The 15706-nt window shown below is 29.0% G+C and carries 20 protein-coding genes; 8 read left to right on the top strand and 12 right to left on the bottom strand.

The window, feature by feature from the left end; translation table 11 throughout:
- Nucleotides 1–6: 6 nt before the first annotated feature.
- From GQS58_RS02340 to GQS58_RS02315, 6 genes are all read left to right on the top strand, one after another.
- Nucleotides 7–426, top strand: coding sequence for a hypothetical protein (locus tag GQS58_RS02340; protein WP_166382438.1), 420 nt, complete (start codon nucleotides 7–9; stop codon nucleotides 424–426).
- A gap of 16 nt (nucleotides 427–442) precedes the next feature.
- Nucleotides 443–844 carry a hypothetical protein gene (locus tag GQS58_RS02335; RefSeq protein WP_166382436.1) on the top strand — a complete coding sequence of 134 codons (402 nt, stop codon included), beginning with the start codon at nucleotides 443–445 and terminating at the stop codon, nucleotides 842–844.
- Nucleotides 845–958: 114 nt separating this feature from the next.
- Nucleotides 959–1387 (top strand): hypothetical protein, encoded by a 429-nt coding sequence (locus GQS58_RS02330; RefSeq protein WP_166382434.1) that lies wholly within the window; start codon nucleotides 959–961, stop codon nucleotides 1385–1387.
- Between the two features lie 12 nt (nucleotides 1388–1399).
- A complete protein-coding gene (locus tag GQS58_RS02325) occupies nucleotides 1400–1705 on the top strand; it encodes a hypothetical protein (protein WP_166382432.1) in 306 nt (101 codons plus the stop codon).
- A complete protein-coding gene (locus tag GQS58_RS02320) occupies nucleotides 1705–3003 on the top strand; it encodes a hypothetical protein (protein WP_166382430.1) in 1299 nt (432 codons plus the stop codon). Before GQS58_RS02325 ends, GQS58_RS02320 begins: the two co-directional genes overlap by 1 nt.
- Nucleotides 3004–3229: 226 nt before the next feature.
- Entirely contained in the window at nucleotides 3230–4348 is a 1119-nt protein-coding gene (locus GQS58_RS02315) for a Fic family protein (RefSeq protein ID WP_166382428.1), read from the top strand.
- Between the two features lie 268 nt (nucleotides 4349–4616).
- Here the strand turns inward: GQS58_RS02315 and GQS58_RS02310 are convergent, their stop codons facing one another.
- From GQS58_RS02310 to GQS58_RS02275, 8 genes are all read right to left on the bottom strand, one after another.
- Nucleotides 4617–5105, bottom strand: coding sequence for a CIA30 family protein (locus tag GQS58_RS02310; RefSeq protein ID WP_166382426.1), 489 nt, complete (start codon nucleotides 5103–5105; stop codon nucleotides 4617–4619).
- Between the two features lie 9 nt (nucleotides 5106–5114).
- Nucleotides 5115–6596, bottom strand: coding sequence for a cryptochrome/photolyase family protein (locus GQS58_RS02305; protein ID WP_166382423.1), 1482 nt, complete (start codon nucleotides 6594–6596; stop codon nucleotides 5115–5117).
- Nucleotides 6593–6721, bottom strand: coding sequence for a DUF2256 domain-containing protein (locus GQS58_RS02300; protein ID WP_166382421.1), 129 nt, complete (start codon nucleotides 6719–6721; stop codon nucleotides 6593–6595). Before GQS58_RS02300 ends, GQS58_RS02305 begins: the two co-directional genes overlap by 4 nt.
- A 103-nt stretch (nucleotides 6722–6824) precedes the next feature.
- On the bottom strand, nucleotides 6825–7451 hold the full coding sequence (locus tag GQS58_RS02295) for a flavin reductase family protein (RefSeq protein ID WP_166382419.1): 627 nt from the start codon (nucleotides 7449–7451) through the stop codon (nucleotides 6825–6827).
- The gene (locus tag GQS58_RS02290) at nucleotides 7451–8908 is read right to left on the bottom strand and encodes a cryptochrome/deoxyribodipyrimidine photo-lyase family protein (RefSeq protein ID WP_166382417.1); all 1458 of its coding nucleotides are present in this window, start codon (nucleotides 8906–8908) and stop codon (nucleotides 7451–7453) included. The genes GQS58_RS02295 and GQS58_RS02290 overlap by 1 nt, the downstream gene beginning before the upstream one ends.
- Nucleotides 8909–9010: 102 nt before the next feature.
- The gene (locus tag GQS58_RS02285) at nucleotides 9011–9301 is read right to left on the bottom strand and encodes a TIGR03643 family protein (RefSeq protein ID WP_166382415.1); all 291 of its coding nucleotides are present in this window, start codon (nucleotides 9299–9301) and stop codon (nucleotides 9011–9013) included.
- A gap of 1 nt (nucleotide 9302) precedes the next feature.
- Nucleotides 9303–9704, bottom strand: a complete 402-nt coding sequence (locus tag GQS58_RS02280) for a DUF2452 domain-containing protein (RefSeq protein WP_166382532.1) — start codon at nucleotides 9702–9704, stop codon at nucleotides 9303–9305.
- Nucleotides 9705–9719: 15 nt separating this feature from the next.
- Nucleotides 9720–9887 (bottom strand): Lacal_2735 family protein, encoded by a 168-nt coding sequence (locus GQS58_RS02275; protein ID WP_166382413.1) that lies wholly within the window; start codon nucleotides 9885–9887, stop codon nucleotides 9720–9722.
- A gap of 172 nt (nucleotides 9888–10059) precedes the next feature.
- Here GQS58_RS02275 and tssD point away from each other — a divergent pair, with 172 nt between their 5' ends.
- Nucleotides 10060–10461 carry a type VI secretion system tube protein TssD gene (gene tssD / locus GQS58_RS02270; protein ID WP_166382412.1) on the top strand — a complete coding sequence of 134 codons (402 nt, stop codon included), beginning with the start codon at nucleotides 10060–10062 and terminating at the stop codon, nucleotides 10459–10461.
- An 86-nt stretch (nucleotides 10462–10547) separates the two neighbouring features.
- On the opposite strand, the gene GQS58_RS02265 is transcribed toward tssD, so the two are convergent.
- The gene (locus GQS58_RS02265; protein WP_166382410.1) at nucleotides 10548–10952 is read right to left on the bottom strand and encodes a hypothetical protein; all 405 of its coding nucleotides are present in this window, start codon (nucleotides 10950–10952) and stop codon (nucleotides 10548–10550) included.
- 150 nt (nucleotides 10953–11102) lie between these two features.
- On the opposite strand from GQS58_RS02265, the gene GQS58_RS02260 reads away from it, so the two are divergent.
- Nucleotides 11103–12095 (top strand): hypothetical protein, encoded by a 993-nt coding sequence (locus GQS58_RS02260; RefSeq protein ID WP_166382408.1) that lies wholly within the window; start codon nucleotides 11103–11105, stop codon nucleotides 12093–12095.
- Nucleotides 12096–12158: 63 nt separating this feature from the next.
- On the opposite strand, the gene GQS58_RS17335 is transcribed toward GQS58_RS02260, so the two are convergent.
- The 3 genes from GQS58_RS17335 to GQS58_RS17015 form a co-directional block, all read right to left on the bottom strand.
- Nucleotides 12159–12794 (bottom strand): response regulator transcription factor, encoded by a 636-nt coding sequence (locus GQS58_RS17335; protein WP_166382406.1) that lies wholly within the window; start codon nucleotides 12792–12794, stop codon nucleotides 12159–12161.
- Between the two features lie 5 nt (nucleotides 12795–12799).
- Nucleotides 12800–14761: a tetratricopeptide repeat protein gene (locus GQS58_RS02250; RefSeq protein WP_205860359.1), complete on the bottom strand. Its 1962-nt coding sequence runs from the start codon at nucleotides 14759–14761 to the stop codon at nucleotides 12800–12802.
- A gap of 28 nt (nucleotides 14762–14789) precedes the next feature.
- Nucleotides 14790–15706: hypothetical protein (locus GQS58_RS17015; protein ID WP_205860358.1), on the bottom strand; the 917-nt coding region annotated here is incomplete at its 5' end.

The following is a 15706-nucleotide window of genomic DNA, read 5'->3' as shown; positions in this document are numbered from 1 at the left end:
TAAAAAATGGATTTTCACACAGAAAAAGTAAAAGGTAAAAATAAAAGACTAATAGTTGAAGAAGATAAGGAGGTTATTATTTCTTTGTTTTATCAGAAAAAAACATATAGTGGGGTAAGCTCAGAAAAACCAAATAAGCAAATAAATGAAAATATACTAAATCAAGTAAAAGGCTGGGGTTCTGGAACTTATTTAATTGAACCTCCTAAAATAAAGTTACCGTTCTTCAAAATATACAAACGTGTTTTACCTTCAGTTATGTGCAGAGTCGATGTAAGTTATGATGGTTGGATTGAAGATTGTGATTCTTCTTCCCTTAGTATTGTTTGGTTTCAAGATGATTACGCATATCCTATTGAAAAAAATATTATTGAGAAAATCAAGAAGATTCCTTATAGTAAAGTCTGTAATAAATATTCTTATTAAGTAAAAAGATGTAAAGATGAACGATAAAATAATTGTTGATGGTGATTTAGAAGTTTCGATAAGCAGTTTAGAGCAATTTTTAACTTATGGAAATATGCTAGAGGGTATTCCAGACCAAAGTTATAATGAAGAGATTATATATAGAGTAGGTTTAGATAAAGACTTCAATGAAATTTATGTTATAGAGCCAGAACAAACGAAAATATCATATAGTTCAGATAATAAATATACAATACCCTTAGTAATCTGTAAAGTAACAGTTCAGTCAAATAAAAACTTAAAAGATGCTAGTAAAGACTTTTCTTCTTTAAGAATTATTTGGTTTCAAGACGATTATGCATTCCCAATCGATAAAGAAATAATTGAAAAACTAAAGGAGATACCTTATCATAAATTATGTGGTGAGTATGAGGAGTGAAATTTTTCTTCTAGATAAAATCGTTCGAATTATAATGTAATGTGTTACGGAGTGCTTTAAAATAGCTTTAAAGTCCAATTATTATTTTAAATTAGTAAAATTATAAATATTGTTATGAGATTTGATATATTTTCAAAAATAAGTACGCTATTAAATAGGGTTGTTGATATTATTACCCAAGGTGGTTTAGAAAGGGTTAAAGTTTTAAGTGAATTTAATAGAGTTTTTAAGTCTGCCTTTGAAATAGGTGAGTTTGATCGGTTATGCAGTGTAACAACCTCTAAGGGTAATCAAAACTTTAAGCACGAGCTAAGTACTATTTACTTAAGAAGTGGTTTTAAAATTACAATTATGAATGATGACAATCTAAAAAAACAAGATTTTTCTAAGATTGCCAAATATTTTGTGATTAATAAAGCCTTCGCAAGAAAATTAATGGCATTAGGTTACGATACTCTTTTGATAAAAGGTAAGTCTAGTACAACAGGTTTAGAGATACCTCTTAAAGAAATTGCTAGCTTAAATGATTACATGGTTAATTAAAAAATATATAATATGTCTATATTCTCTTTTGTAAAAGCATTTCTTTTAGAGCGTAGGAAAAAGTCTGAACTCCGTAAAAAAATATTATCTGAAAAAATATCATATGCGGATACCGCAGAAAATATTACTAAAAGTATTTCCCATAGTGATAAACTGTATAAAGAACTAATTACAAAGGTACATCCAGATTTATTTGAAGAAAGTATAAAAGCGTATGCAACAGAATTGTCTTCTAAAATAACAAAAAACAAAAAAAATTACAACGAATTACTGAAGCTTAAAATTGAAGTTGAAGATTTCTTACAAATTGAAAAATAGTGAATAACATCCTTCATAACATTATTAGCCTTTTTTTAATTTCCTGTATTCTGATAGTTCTATTCTATGAAGCTCCAGTTGAGAATAAAATAGATTTTAAAAAAGAAATTGTTGATTTTACAAATGCAGAAGACAGTAGAGATATAGATAAGGTTTTATCTTTTTATGAGTTTCCTGTGTTAGATTATTGGAAGTATAAAGAAATAAGTAAAATTGATTTAAAAGAATTATATCTAAGTTATTGGAAGAGATATGAATATTCAGAAAATGAAATACAAAAAATAGATAAGATTAGTGATGATGAATATGTACTTACAACAAAATATATCTATAGTAAAAATATTAGAAATCTAAATAGGTACAGGTTATCTGAGACTAAATTTAGATTTAATGAATTGGGTAAAATCACTTCCATTATTAATTTAAGTTTACAGAAAATTGATCACGAATATATTCTTAATCATAATTTAATTAGAGATTTTTCTTATGTAGAAGATATTCCTCAAAAGAAGAATCTAGGATTAGTACCTCTATTTACAGTTTTATTACTAATTAATTTATCTATTCAGGCTATAAGTTCTTTTAATAAAAGAAAAAAGGATAGCAAGGTAACCAATGTTTTTAAAGATGAAATAGAGTTAAATCGATTAATTAAAATAGAAGAGACAGAAAAATTAAAAGAAAGAACTAAGAGCGATACTACAATTAATTTAGAAAAAGAAAAGATTGAAGCAGATAAAAAACAAAAAACAAGCAAGTCTTCAAGTATAAAACAGTCTCAAGAAAAATTAAAAAAACAAAGAGAGTTAAACAAAGTTATTCAACAAGTTGAGGAGGCAGATAAAAGATTAAAAGAAAAAGCCAAAAGAGAACATTTCATTAGGTTAGAAAAAGAAAAGATAGAGAAAGAAAAAAAAGAAGCAGCAAGAATAAAAAGAAATAAATTAGCACGAGAAAAAAGAAGGTTAGAACAGGAACAGAAAGAAAAAGAAGCAGCAAAAATAAAAAGACAAGAAGCTAGAATACAAAGAGAAAAGCTAGTAATAAAAGAGAGAGAAGATAAGGAAAGAAAAAAGCGTGAAAAAGAAGAGTTAGAATTAAGACAACAACAAGAGTTAACCACATCTAATATAGAAATAGTTGATGAAAGTGAAGATCCTTTTTTTGATGATAATTTAAGTCAATATATTACTGAAATCCCTGATGATGATATTGATGAAACAGAGAGTGATATAGGAGATTTTCTTACAGACAAATACATGCCTCAAAACTTAAAAAACAAACTTAAAAAGAAATAGATACAGCTGCTTTTTTCAAAACTAAAAAAGGAACCTTATCTCACTCAACTGCGCAAAATTATCACTAAGTCATTGTACTTCCATATCTCAAATTTTGCTTGTTTCACTTCGTTAAGTTGATTAAAAAAAACATCAAATAATTCAAAATAAAATTTGAGCTATAAAAACAAAAAATATAGCTCAAATTATTATTATATTTGAGCTATAAAAAACATATTTATAGCTCATGGCATATAAAAATTGGAATTGGTTACACAAAGAATGGCCTAGTTTCACCTATAACAAAGAAACTCTTGAACAATTAGAAATGCAATTTTCTAAAAACTCAGGACTCGTATTAGGTGCCATAAGACATATAGAAGGAGTCTCTAAAGATGATTTATTAGTAGAAATACTTAGTGAAGAAGCTATAAAAACTTCAGAAATTGAAGGAGAAATTTTGAATAGAGAAAGTGTACAATCTTCTATTAAAAAAAATCTTGGTTTTGCTACGGACAAAAGAAAAATAGCACCTGCAGAACTTGGTATTTCTGAAATGATGGTGGATTTGTATCATAACTTCAATCAACCATTAAGTCATAATCTACTGTTTAATTGGCATAAAATGTTAACCAATGGTAGAAGAGATTTAGCAAATATTGGTAGCTATAGAACACATACAGATCCAATGCAAGTTGTTTCTGGAAGATTGGATAGACCCACTGTTCATTTTGAAGCTCCTCCATCGGACAAAGTACCTATTGAAATGGAACAGTTTATTCTATGGTTTAATAAAGTTCATCATCCAAACGATACAAGTTTATTACCACTTGCAAAAGCTAGCATTACGCATTTATATTTTGTTTGTATTCACCCTTTTGAGGATGGGAATGGAAGAATTGCTAGAGCATTAGCAGAGAAATCTATTGCCATCAGTTCTAAACAACCTACATTAAGTTCATTATCGCATACGATAGAAGGTAATAGAAAAATGTATTACACATCGCTTGAAACAAATAATACAACTTTAGAAATTACAAACTGGTTGCAATACTTTAGTGAAACTATTTTAAGTGCTCAAGAAAACACTTTAAAACGTGTAGATTTTATTATACAAAAAGCAAAGTTTTTTGAGCGATATAAAAATCAATTAAACGAACGACAACATAAAGTGTTGTTAAGAGTCTTTGAAGCTGGACATACTGGTTTTATAGGTGGATTAAGTGCCGAAAAATATACCAAAATTTCTAAAACATCTGCTTCTACAGCTACGAGAGATTTAAAAGATATGGTGGATAAAGGAATTTTAACAAAAACAGGAACTTTAAAAAGCAGTCGTTATGAATTGAATTTAAAAATGACCTAATTTTATATTTGTCTTCTTTTACTTGACTAAATCAATCAAAAGAAGACAAAACACTACACTACTACTCCACCCCAACACACTTAAAACCCTTTAAACAAAAGGAATATTACATATTGTATTGGAAAGTAACAAGAGTTAACAAAGGAAAGCAAAAGACTATAAAGAGCTAGTAAACAGCATTTTTTATAAAAGTAATTTCGTTTTCTTTCCTTTCAAAACACTTTGTTAGTAGTTTTAATACTACTAAAATATTCAGCTTTAAATTAATTTAAGTTAGCATAATACTGTCTATCTCTAATTTAAAACCTTCAGCCTTTTTATTTCCAATTAAAAAAGCAATTTCTTCAAGACGCTCTTTACTATAATTTGGCTTTTGTAATTTATTACCTCTAAATGTAGGATACATATCTGATAACAATATTTCAATATCTTCCCATTCATTAGACGTTTCAAAAAAAGAAATATAAACATGATCATCTGATAACCTGCTTCTTAATCTAAATTGATACCGCTTTCCGTCTCCTTTAACTTTTATAATAATTTTAGAATACTTTTGAGTTTTTACCGCATCAAAACGGTACCTCAACAAAGAAAAACCTCCGTTATTTTCTAAGGATACATTTCCTTCAAAAACACAATTTCCTTTTTCATTAAAATAGAAACTACCTAAAGACTTCCCTCCCATAACAGCATCATTTATAATCTTCCAATTATCGGGACTGTTCTTTTCTAAATCAAAAATAACTAACGATTCCATATCTTTTGTTTATAGCATTAATAAATATTCTTCTCCGTTTTTTAAATGATTTTCTTTCTTCTCATCAGGCATTTTATCAAACATTCGAACCAACATTCCTAATCTAGGATTCGACAAAAAGAAATCTCTATGAGTGTTCATAAAACGCCAAAAAAGTCCATCCCAAGTTCCTTGCCACTCTCCTTTTTTATAGTTGCTCATTTTCATTAGATAATTACTGCCACTTATATAAGGCTTCGTAGCCATTAATCCTCCATCTGCAAACTGACTCATGCCGTAAATATTAGTTACCATTACCCAATCGTAAGCATCTATAAACAGCTCCATAAACCATTTATATAACTCATCCGGATCAAATTCACACAACATCATAAAATTGCCTAATACCATTAAACGTTCTATATGATTACAATATCCTGTTTTTAATACTTTCTTTATCGTCTGATCAATTGGTAGTATACCTGTAGTTCCGTCGTAAAACGATTTCGGAATCTTCTTCGTGAATTTCCAAAAATTGGTAGTCCGTTCTTCACTCCCTCTCACTTCGTAAATACCTCTTACAAACTCTCTCCAACCAATAATTTGACGGACAAAACCTTCCGTAGAATTAATAGGAATTTTATTTTCTTTAGCATACACCAAACAAGCTTCAATAATATATTTAGGTGTTATTAAACCAACATTAAGCATTGGTGTTAACACGCTATGGTTTAATATTGAATTTTCAGCAACAATGGCATCTTCATACACGCCAAACTCCATAAAGCGTTGCTCAAAAAACTGCTGCAACCAATCTTTACTCGTTTTAAAATCGGTAGGATATAAAGCGTAATCTGTTAAACTCCCTAAGTTATTAGAAAAGTGAATATTTACATATTCTTGTGCTTCTTTAAAATAATTATCAATATCTGGAAACTGAATTGATGGAGGCGTTTTTTTAGCAGGATATTTTTTTCTATTCTCTGCATCAAAAGTCCACTTTCCTCCTATTGGTTTTTCATCAGGAGTAATAAGAATATTTCTTTTTTTACGTTGCTCTGTATAAAAAGTGGTTTGATGGTATTTCTTTTTATCCTTTCTAAAGAAAACTTCTAAATCCTCTTTCGAATTTAAAAACAAAGGCGAGTCATAAACCGTTGTAGAAATATTATTATCCAAACATCCTTTTACCAATCTTTTCTGAAGCCAATTATCCGTAGGGTCTATATAATTAATATGTTCAATTCCTTTTTGTTTTAAAGCAGAAATCAATGCTCTAATATCGGAAATATCTGTTATTGCATCAATATAATGAACATCAACATTTTTTTCTTTCTGAAGAAAATCAGCATAACATTTCATCGTAGCCCTATGGAAAGCTATTTTTTGTTTATGAAAAGAATACTGTCTAAAAAACAAATATTCTTCTACTAAATAGACAGGAGCATCGACTTGAAAAATTGGTGATTCTTCAAATAGTTGATGTGGAAATATTAAGTTAATTGTTTTCATTTATTTCTTCTACAGCGTTCACTACAATATTTTACCGTTTCCCAATTCTTTTCCCATTTTTTACGCCACGTAAATGGTAGCTCACAAACCACACATATTTTTTCGGGTAGATGCTCTTTCTTCATTGATAAAAAATCTTATATTAAGTTATTAAATAACTACGGAAACATAATAAATTTCCTTGATGTAAAGCATCGGGTAATTAAAACCCTGGTTGTCTTACTACAACTATAATTCAGGAACTTCATCTATTCTTACATAAGGATGTTTCGCTATCTTTTTTAAGGAATAATAACTATTTAAACCAGAAATACCAATGCTTTCCGTAGCTTCTAAATCAATATCACCATCTATGATAGCAACATCTGGAAAAATTAACTGTTCTATTTCACCTATAATTAATTTGGTTCCGTTATGTTTTATATCAATGGCTTCTACAAAGCGCATTCCTATTTTAAAATTACTTTCTTTTACAAAAGGTGCTTTAAAATCTTCGATATATTCTTCGGTAAGCCCACAGCGTTTAAACTCTGATGTATTTACATCGAACTTTGCAGAGGTATAATGTGCATTCTTTATAAAATTTTGATGAATATGATTTATCGTATATACATCGTTTTCTAAGATGTTAGCATACGTATGCCCAACTTCTGCCGTTTGTGGCCTTGTAATAAAACCTAAAAGCGCCGGACTACTACCTAAGTGAACTATAGAACTAAAAATTGCTAAATTAGTTTGCCTTTCATTATTTATGGTACCTATTAAGTTTGCTGGTTTTATACCTGTTACCGAATTAATAATTTTTAATTTGGTAACACGATCAAATGCTTTTATAGCTTCTTTATTGTAAATCATTATTTTGTATTTACGTGCATGTTTAAAATGCGATTCTTTTCTTTTTGTACTGCGGGATGCTTTTTATGTCCCCATATTTTATCTCTTGCTAATCTGGCACTTTCTTGTAAATCTACAATTGGTAACGGATAATCTTCACCAATAACAACTTCACAAAACGTTTGCTCCATTGTTGTCATTTTCCAAGGTTCGTGAATATACGCTACGGGAACATTTACTAATTCTGGAATCCATTTTTTGATAAAAACTCCCTCCGGATCGTGTTCTTGAGAATTCTTTACAGGATTGTACAACCGCACAGTGTTAATCCCCGTAGTACCTGCTTGCATTTGAAACTGCGGATAATGAATACCCGGATCATAATCTAAAAACTGTCTTGCTAAATGATATGCTCCGTCTCTCCAATCTTGGTCTAAATTCAATGTTAAAAACGAAACTACCATAGCACGCATTCTAAAATTAATCCAGCCTGTTTGTTCAACGGCTCGCATACAAGCATCAACTAAAGGTACACCAGTCATTCCTGTTTTCCAAGCTTTTATAAAGACATTATTCTTTTGATGTTCTAATAACTCGTATCCTCGATTAATACACAATGTTTCATATCTGCATTCTACTTCAAACTTCTGAATAAAATGACAATGCCAATGCAAACGTGTTAACATCGCAGAAAATGCTTTGTCGTTTTTTGTTCCGTTAGGATGTGTACCTACAAACTGAAAAACTTGTTTGATACTGATATTTCCCCAAGCCAGATATGGTGACAATCTACTACAAGACATTCTACTTTCCGTTGGCTTAGAAATATGCCTTTGATAGTTCCCGCCTCTTTTAGCTACAAATGATTTTAAATAACGCCAAGCATTTTGTTCTCCTGCGGGTTGAAATTCCGAAGGATATTCATTCCATGCTGTTTCCAATGTCTTGGGAAGTAAAAAAGAATGCTTTAAAAGAACTTCTTTAGAAACCGAATACCTGTTTTGTGTTACTGGCGAATGCATCGTTGTGTGCCATTGCTTATTCCAATTATCTCTGTTTTTAATACCGCGTAAAATTCCATCTCGTTGAAATTCTTGCCAAGTTATTTTATGTTGTTTAAAAAAAGACTTTACCTGTTTATCACGGTTCCATGTTATTTGTGTTCCACTTTCTTGATAACTAAAAACCGAATGTATACTAAATGATGCTTCTAAATAATCGAAGATAGATGCTGCTTCTCCATAAAAGACGTCCACATTTCTATTAAACGGTTTTAGTGTTGTATTTAATGCTTTTAAAGATTGATAAATAAACTTTAAATGCCTCCGACTTGTATCTGGGTATTCAATAATTGAAGGTTCAAACAAATAGATTATCTTGTAAGGAACACCAGATTTCTCTGCTTTATGCAAAGGTTCGTGATCTAACGAACGAATATCTCGTTTTAACCAAACAATATTTATAGGCTGTTTTTTCAATAGGTATTTAAATAAATTACCTCGATGGAAACACGAGTTTTTATGGTATTCTTTTTATCCTCACAAAATCTAGATATTAAAGATTTGGTTATCTCCTTGCGATTAACGTTTACTAATCCTATTCCCTGAGATTGCTTTTTGACGAGAACATTTAAAACGTGTAATATCTGGATTCCGTTTTTTTAAGTGTTTCTGACTAACACCACTTTGTACACGTTTACGCCAACGTTTAAAACTTGATTCTTTTAAATTACCTCGCATTACCAATATCACTTGCTTTTCTGGTAATCCGAATTGAAATTCAATAGCTTCAAAAGGAGTTCTATCTTCCCAAGCCATCTCTATAATACGATCTAATTCTCTTTCTGTAAATTGTTTGGTTTCTAATTTCATATTATAATTTTTTCCAAATTTGTTCTGCACTTAAATAAAAACTACCTAAAGAATTAAAACGACATTCATTTGGAGCTATAATTGACAAAAAAGTTTCTTCGTTATCTCTTCTGTACAAATGATATATTTCTCCAAGAATAGGTTCAAAAGTAAATTCTGCATCAAAAATCATTTTATTATACTGATACTCCTTCATCATATTGTCATATTCAGCTTTTAACTCTAAATATTTCGACTTCATTTTATGATTTACCTTATTAATGCTTCTGTTTTTCCAAGCAATACTATCAGAAGTTGTTATTACCGGAGCACCAACAGAAGTTGCATATGGTTTTAACGATGCATCATACTTTTGTGTTTCTGTATTAAAAACTACATTATCTGGTTTTTTATCTTCTTTTATCATTCTTAAAGAAATCTAAACATTTAATTTTTCAAGCTCCTTCATTACTTCTTCTGCTTCACATGTCTTTTCATCACTTTTTTTTCTATCCGAAGTAGATAAAGAATAAGCCTCTTTCATAAGGTTTTCATACTTACTTTGTAATTTTTCTACTTCTGATTTCTTTTTAAATAGTCCGAACATCTTTATTTTTTTTTGTAAAGATACAAAATGTTTAACTATTTATTATTTTAGTTAAACAAAAAAAAGAATTATAAATTGATTGATATTAAATATCACTGAAAACAGTTAGTATTATTTAGGCTAACTATTTCAACTTTGTAATAAATAAGAAACAATTAAAAACATAAATAATATGAAAGAATTAAATGTAATACAGCGTATAGAATTAAGAATTAAAAAAGACGATCATACAGAAAAATTATTTAAGCTATCGCAATGCGATTATAATCTATCTTCTACTTTTCACCCAAACGAAGAGCAAGAACGAGGATTAGATGTAAATTTATCTGGCGTAATGAGTAATGAAATAGATACTTTTTTTTTAGAATGGTTATCTCATAAACCTGGAGAATGGTATGGTAGTTTAAAAATTTATCATCAAAATCAAGATAAACCTGTAATTAATTTTGTTTTTGACAATGCAATTATTCATAATTACAATCAATCTTTTTCAGAGAACAACGTACAATCTCAAGACACTTATTTTAGTGGAATTTTAACAGGTGTTGTTTTTAATGATGTAAAAATGAATTAAGATATATTTAATTTAATTACCTAAAAAGCCTTTAAGACGAACATCTTAAAGGCTTTTTTTATTCAATTTATAAAACATAAAAATAATTAAGATTGCTGCAAACTACTTTCTAAATACTCACAAATTTCTAAGTCTGTAAAATAGCCACTTTGGTGACCTCCCCAACAAGCCGTTAACGAAAATACACCAGTATCTAATTTTAATTCTTTTTTAGCTTCGGCTTCTTCATTAGGTATACAAAATACATTAATTGAGTTTATCTTTTTCGCTACAACTTCTTTTGATTTTTCGTCCTTACAAACTGCTTTTAAACCATCTGTAAGGCGTTGTAAACAAATACTTGGCACAAATTTAATGAAGTCTATTTCAAAAGTATTCCAGTTGATGTTAATCGGAATTTCTTTACCAACAATCTCATTAATCTCTTTTTGATAACCTTCTAAATACTGATCTTCTATTACTTTTGCAGCTTTTTCTTCTTCTAATTTCATAATGGGTGTTTTTAGTTTCAGTAATGTATCAAAGGTATTAGAAGAGATTCTTAAATTAGCACCACCATTAAGTGATACTTAAAACTCACTGAATTCCGTGAGTACAGCATCAATAGATTCGTCTACATTTATTTTATAAAATAAGAATATATGAAAATTACAATTATGTCAATAATCTGCTTAATAATTTTAGTATTAATCGTAGCAGGTTGTTCTAATTATATTGGAATATCTAAAAAGAAAGCATCTTTAAATTTAGAAACCTATTTACAAAGAGAATATAATGGTAGACTTGTTTTTAGTGATTTAAAACGTTTTTTTAACGCAGCCACAATGGACCCTAATATGTTTAGTGTCTTAATATATGATAAAGACATTCCGGAAATTGAATTTTACACACACATTAATGTAAAAGAGATTTTAGAAAATGATACTTTGCCTATGTATCCAATATCAGATTTAATGACTTTTGATGATTTATACCAAGATGCAATAAAACAATACGAAACAAGACAAGCGGTGATAGCCGATTTTAAAAATGAAATTCCTGAAATATTTTTTTCTACAGAAACTATTGAATTAAATTTTAAGAGAAATCTAAAACCAAATGAACTAGAAGATGTAACTACACGTTTTGTGGTTAGCTTAAATGAAAATTTTAAAGAATTAAATACCAGCTTTCAATTTAGTTTAGTTATTAAAACACTTACATATCCCGAAGGATTTATAATAATTCCATTAGAAATAGAAGATGGTAAATGGCAGAGAAAACCGTATTTATTATCAGAATCTAATAGTGATTTTGATGTTTTAAAAACAATGGTTCATAAAAACATTCAAGCGAAATTAGAAACTCCGTATCCTTATTATAAAATTACTGAGCATAGCAAAATTTATATGGACAAGTCTTCTTTATCTAAAGGTGCTTGGTTACAATACTTAGAGGATAAGAGAATTACAAATGAAGGAAAAGGGAAATGGAAAAACCCACAAACAGGACTTTATGTGGTCTATTTTGATTTAGATTCTAAATTTATATATCGTGGAGAATTGTTAACAGAAGAAAATGATAAAATGTCTTATGTAAAAGAATTAAGACAAATTATAGAAACGATAGAAAAAGAAGGAATTAGAACTAAATAATAATTTCATTTCAAATTTTAGATAAAAAAAGAGGCTTTAATATGTTTAAAGCCTCTTTTTTTATTAATCAAATAAACCAGATTCTATGGCATATTTTACAGCTCCTGTTGTTGTTTTAGAACCTGTTTTTAAAAGAATATTTTTTCGGTGCGTTTCCACCGTATTGACAGAAATAAATAGTTTTTCAGAAATTTCTTTAGAAGTTAATTCTTCTCCTAAAAGTGCTAACACTTCTTTTTCTCTAGGAGAAAGTTCTATGTTTTTATATTTCTTACGCTTAAAAACGCTTTCCATATAACGCTCTTTTATCAACTTAGAAAAATATTGTTCGTCTCCTAAAACAGTACGTACTGCTTTCTGTAATTCATCTTTGCTTGTAAATTTTGGTACAAAACCATCGGCACCTTTTTGTATTACTTTATGTACCGTTCTATGATTATCTAACATGCTTAACATAATAATTTTCACCTTACTATGCTTTTTCTTTATTTCGGTTAGTAACTCAATTCCGTCCATTTTAGGCATGCTGATATCACTAATAATTAAACCAACTTCAAACTGATTTAATAATCGAATTACTTGTTTACCTTCTGTTGCTAAATGTATTTCACCAATTTCTTCCATATCACTTAATATGGTATTTATGCCTTCTAAAAACATAAGGTGATCGTCTGCAATAATGATGTTTGTTTTTTTCACAATATTTATGTTGTTGGAATGTCTATTGTAATTGAAGTTCCATGACTAGAACTGCTATCTATATCTAAAGTACCTTTTATTTTTTGTAAACGTTCTTTAATATTACGTAGCCCAATTCCTTGTTTTTTATTCTTTATAAATCCTTTACCATTATCCGTAATTACAATATTTAAATGGTCTTCATGCTTGGTTAATTGTACATCTGCTTTTGTTGCTTCTGCATGTTTTAAGATGTTATTTATTAACTCTTGTACAATTCTATAGGCATCAGCTAAAAGTTCTGCAGGTAATTTATCGATATCTTCTTCCGGAAAAAAATAGGCTTGAATATCAAGTTTCGATTTCTTTGTTATTTGATCAATAAAATCGGTTAAAAAACTAGTAAAACCTATTTTAGAAAAAGAAAGCGGATGTAATTGATGAGAAAGACTACGTACATCTACACAAGCATTATTTATAGCATTTGCAATTCTTTTAGATTGTAATTCGTCTTTATGATTTTCTGTATAATGTTCAAAAGCTATTTTTATACCCGCCAAATCACTTCCAATTCCATCATGAATTTCGCGTGCTAATCGAGATCGTTCTTCATATTGTCCTTCTTGATAACGTTCTATTACAGATAATTTATGATCCTTCATCATATCTGTAATTTTTTGTTTTGCATTTTCTTCTTGTTGTAAATTCAATTCTTTTTGAATGCGCAAACGTTTAACGTAAGATAATCTAAGTATCATTAAAATAATCAAGACCAATATAAATCCAGCTATAAAAGCATTTCTAACAATACGTTGTCTTTTAACCGTAAGTTCTACTTTTTGCAACTCTACTTCGCTTAATTTTTGTTCTTTTTCTAAAAGTAAAATTCTAGCTTCTTTTAACTGTGTTTCATATCCTTCTTGAATTTTCGCTACATATTTCTCTTTATCTAATGTTTTTTGTTCCGCAACGGTAGCAACTCCTTTTTGATAAAATTCTAATGCTTTTTTAAAGTTTTTTTCTTCTTCATAAAGTTGTGCTAAATTCTTATAAATATCAGATTTATAAACCGATAAAGATTGTTTATCACCAATAGACAAGGCTTCTTTAAAGTAATTAATAGCTTCTTTTTTATGACCTAATTTAGCTTCACATAAACCCAAATCGTTTAAAACAATAGCAATATCAGAATGAAATTTTAACTCTTTTAAAAGTGCTAATGTTTTCTTTAAAGCAATTACAGCTTCTCCACAACGCTCCTCCTCTACCAACATTTGAGAAAGATTAATATTTACATAAGCAATAACAGCTTTATTTCCTTCTCGCTCTCTGTAATCTAAAATTGTTTTATAATGCCTGCGTGCTTGGTCAAACTTCCCTTCTTCTTTTAAAATATTAGCAAAATTAAATAAGGTGGTTAAAACACCATCATCATCCCCTAATTCTCTGTAAAGATTGGCTGCACGATCTAAATTTTCTGCAGATTTTTTATATTCCTTTTGAAGCAAATAAAGTGTCGCAATATTTTGATATGCATTTGCTTCTTGTATTTTATCATTTGTTTTTTCTGAATAACTTAAACACTGCATAAAGTAATCAATAGCCTTCGGATATTCTCCTAAATGCTTATAAGCAGATGCCATAATATTATAGCAAGCAGCCAAACCTTTTTCTAGCTTTAATTTATGAAGTAAAGAGATTGCTTCACTTGAATACTTAATGGTGTTTTTGTAATCTCCAGTAATGTTACTTAGGTTTCCTAAAGCATAAAGCGCACTAACTTCTTGAATCCCTATTTTTAATTCTCTACTTTCTTTAAGCCATTCTTTAGCTGCTTTCTTTGCTGTTTGGGGATTAGAATTTAAGTTGTTTTGATATTCTAAAGTAAGCGAATCTATACGAGCTGAATTCTCTATTGCTTGCGACACAGTCACATTATAAATTCCTAAAAAAAGGACTAAAATTATATATCTTGTAAATTGCTTCATTTCTAAAAAAAAAGTAAACTTAATACCTTTAAGCGAAATAAGTGTTTCTTATTTTTAATTTCAGTTCTTTTAACATTTCTAGTTCTCCATTTTCAAATTCTAAATCTAACTTAGAGACTCCTACTAACAAATTATATTGTAAAAACACATCTTCTTTATAATTTGTTGTTGCAACTTCTAATTGTTCTAATAAAGCATCTTCAGACGGATTATCTTTACTTAAATACATCGCGTTGTACTTTGTAAAACCTTCTACATCATTTAATCCTTTAGAAAAATCTTTAAAGACTCTTAACATTACATTGTATTCATCTTTAGGAAGGTTCACGAACGATTGATTTGGATAACTTTGTAATAAATCTTTATATGCAACCGAAGCTTCTTTATGTCTATTTTCTCCTTTTAATAAATTCGCATAATCGAAGCCTAATTGCCAATCTTTGGCCTCAGGAACTTCTTTTTTAATGTCCTCACAAAGAGCTAGAACAGACGTTTTATCAAAACCTTCATCTAAACATATTAATGCTAATTTTAAATAACATGCTTTGTTACTAGAAAGTTCTGCAGCCATTTTTAAAGATACTGATCCAGCAGTATTATCGCCTAACATCCATTGTATAAAGCCATTGTTTCTATATGCGATAAATGTAGTGGGATTATCTATTAAATCGGCACTTGTAACATCTCCTATATCTTCTGGTTTTTTTAAAAATGTATAAAAACAAATCCAGTTAAATAGAGGTTTTAAATAAGGCAATAATTTCCCTTGTTCGTAATTATAAATGGCGTATTTATAACATTCTTCATAATTCCCCATTTCTAAAAGTGCTTCAACACACATATTCATGGTGTTACAATAATCATCATCTCCTGTTTTATAAAAATTGATTTCTTCTTGCATATCTTCAAAAAAGGCTGTGTAATTATGATTTTTTTTTTTTTTTT

This window comes from Polaribacter sp. 11A2H, assembly GCF_011379025.1.
Classification (GTDB): domain Bacteria; phylum Bacteroidota; class Bacteroidia; order Flavobacteriales; family Flavobacteriaceae; genus Polaribacter.
This window is presented reverse-complemented; position numbering and strand designations above follow the sequence as displayed.

Bases quoted from the DNA above. Each gene is read 5' to 3' on its own strand.
- GQS58_RS02300 (WP_166382421.1), bottom strand. From the start codon at position 6,721: ATGAAGAAAGAGCATCTACCCGAAAAAATATGTGTGGTTTGTGAGCTA.
- GQS58_RS02260 (WP_166382408.1), top strand. From the start codon at position 11,103: ATGAAAATTACAATTATGTCAATAATCTGCTTAATAATTTTAGTATTA.
- GQS58_RS02295 (WP_166382419.1), bottom strand. From the start codon at position 7,451: ATGATTTACAATAAAGAAGCTATAAAAGCATTTGATCGTGTTACCAAA.
- GQS58_RS02310 (WP_166382426.1), bottom strand. From the start codon at position 5,105: ATGGAATCGTTAGTTATTTTTGATTTAGAAAAGAACAGTCCCGATAAT.
- tssD (WP_166382412.1), top strand. From the start codon at position 10,060: ATGAAAGAATTAAATGTAATACAGCGTATAGAATTAAGAATTAAAAAA.
- GQS58_RS02325 (WP_166382432.1), top strand. From the start codon at position 1,400: ATGTCTATATTCTCTTTTGTAAAAGCATTTCTTTTAGAGCGTAGGAAA.
- GQS58_RS02335 (WP_166382436.1), top strand. From the start codon at position 443: ATGAACGATAAAATAATTGTTGATGGTGATTTAGAAGTTTCGATAAGC.
- GQS58_RS02285 (WP_166382415.1), bottom strand. From the start codon at position 9,301: ATGAAATTAGAAACCAAACAATTTACAGAAAGAGAATTAGATCGTATT.
- GQS58_RS02315 (WP_166382428.1), top strand. From the start codon at position 3,230: ATGGCATATAAAAATTGGAATTGGTTACACAAAGAATGGCCTAGTTTC.
- GQS58_RS02305 (WP_166382423.1), bottom strand. From the start codon at position 6,596: ATGAAAACAATTAACTTAATATTTCCACATCAACTATTTGAAGAATCA.
- GQS58_RS02250 (WP_205860359.1), bottom strand. From the start codon at position 14,761: ATGAAGCAATTTACAAGATATATAATTTTAGTCCTTTTTTTAGGAATT.
- GQS58_RS02275 (WP_166382413.1), bottom strand. From the start codon at position 9,887: ATGTTCGGACTATTTAAAAAGAAATCAGAAGTAGAAAAATTACAAAGT.
- GQS58_RS02340 (WP_166382438.1), top strand. From the start codon at position 7: ATGGATTTTCACACAGAAAAAGTAAAAGGTAAAAATAAAAGACTAATA.
- GQS58_RS02330 (WP_166382434.1), top strand. From the start codon at position 959: ATGAGATTTGATATATTTTCAAAAATAAGTACGCTATTAAATAGGGTT.
- GQS58_RS02265 (WP_166382410.1), bottom strand. From the start codon at position 10,952: ATGAAATTAGAAGAAGAAAAAGCTGCAAAAGTAATAGAAGATCAGTAT.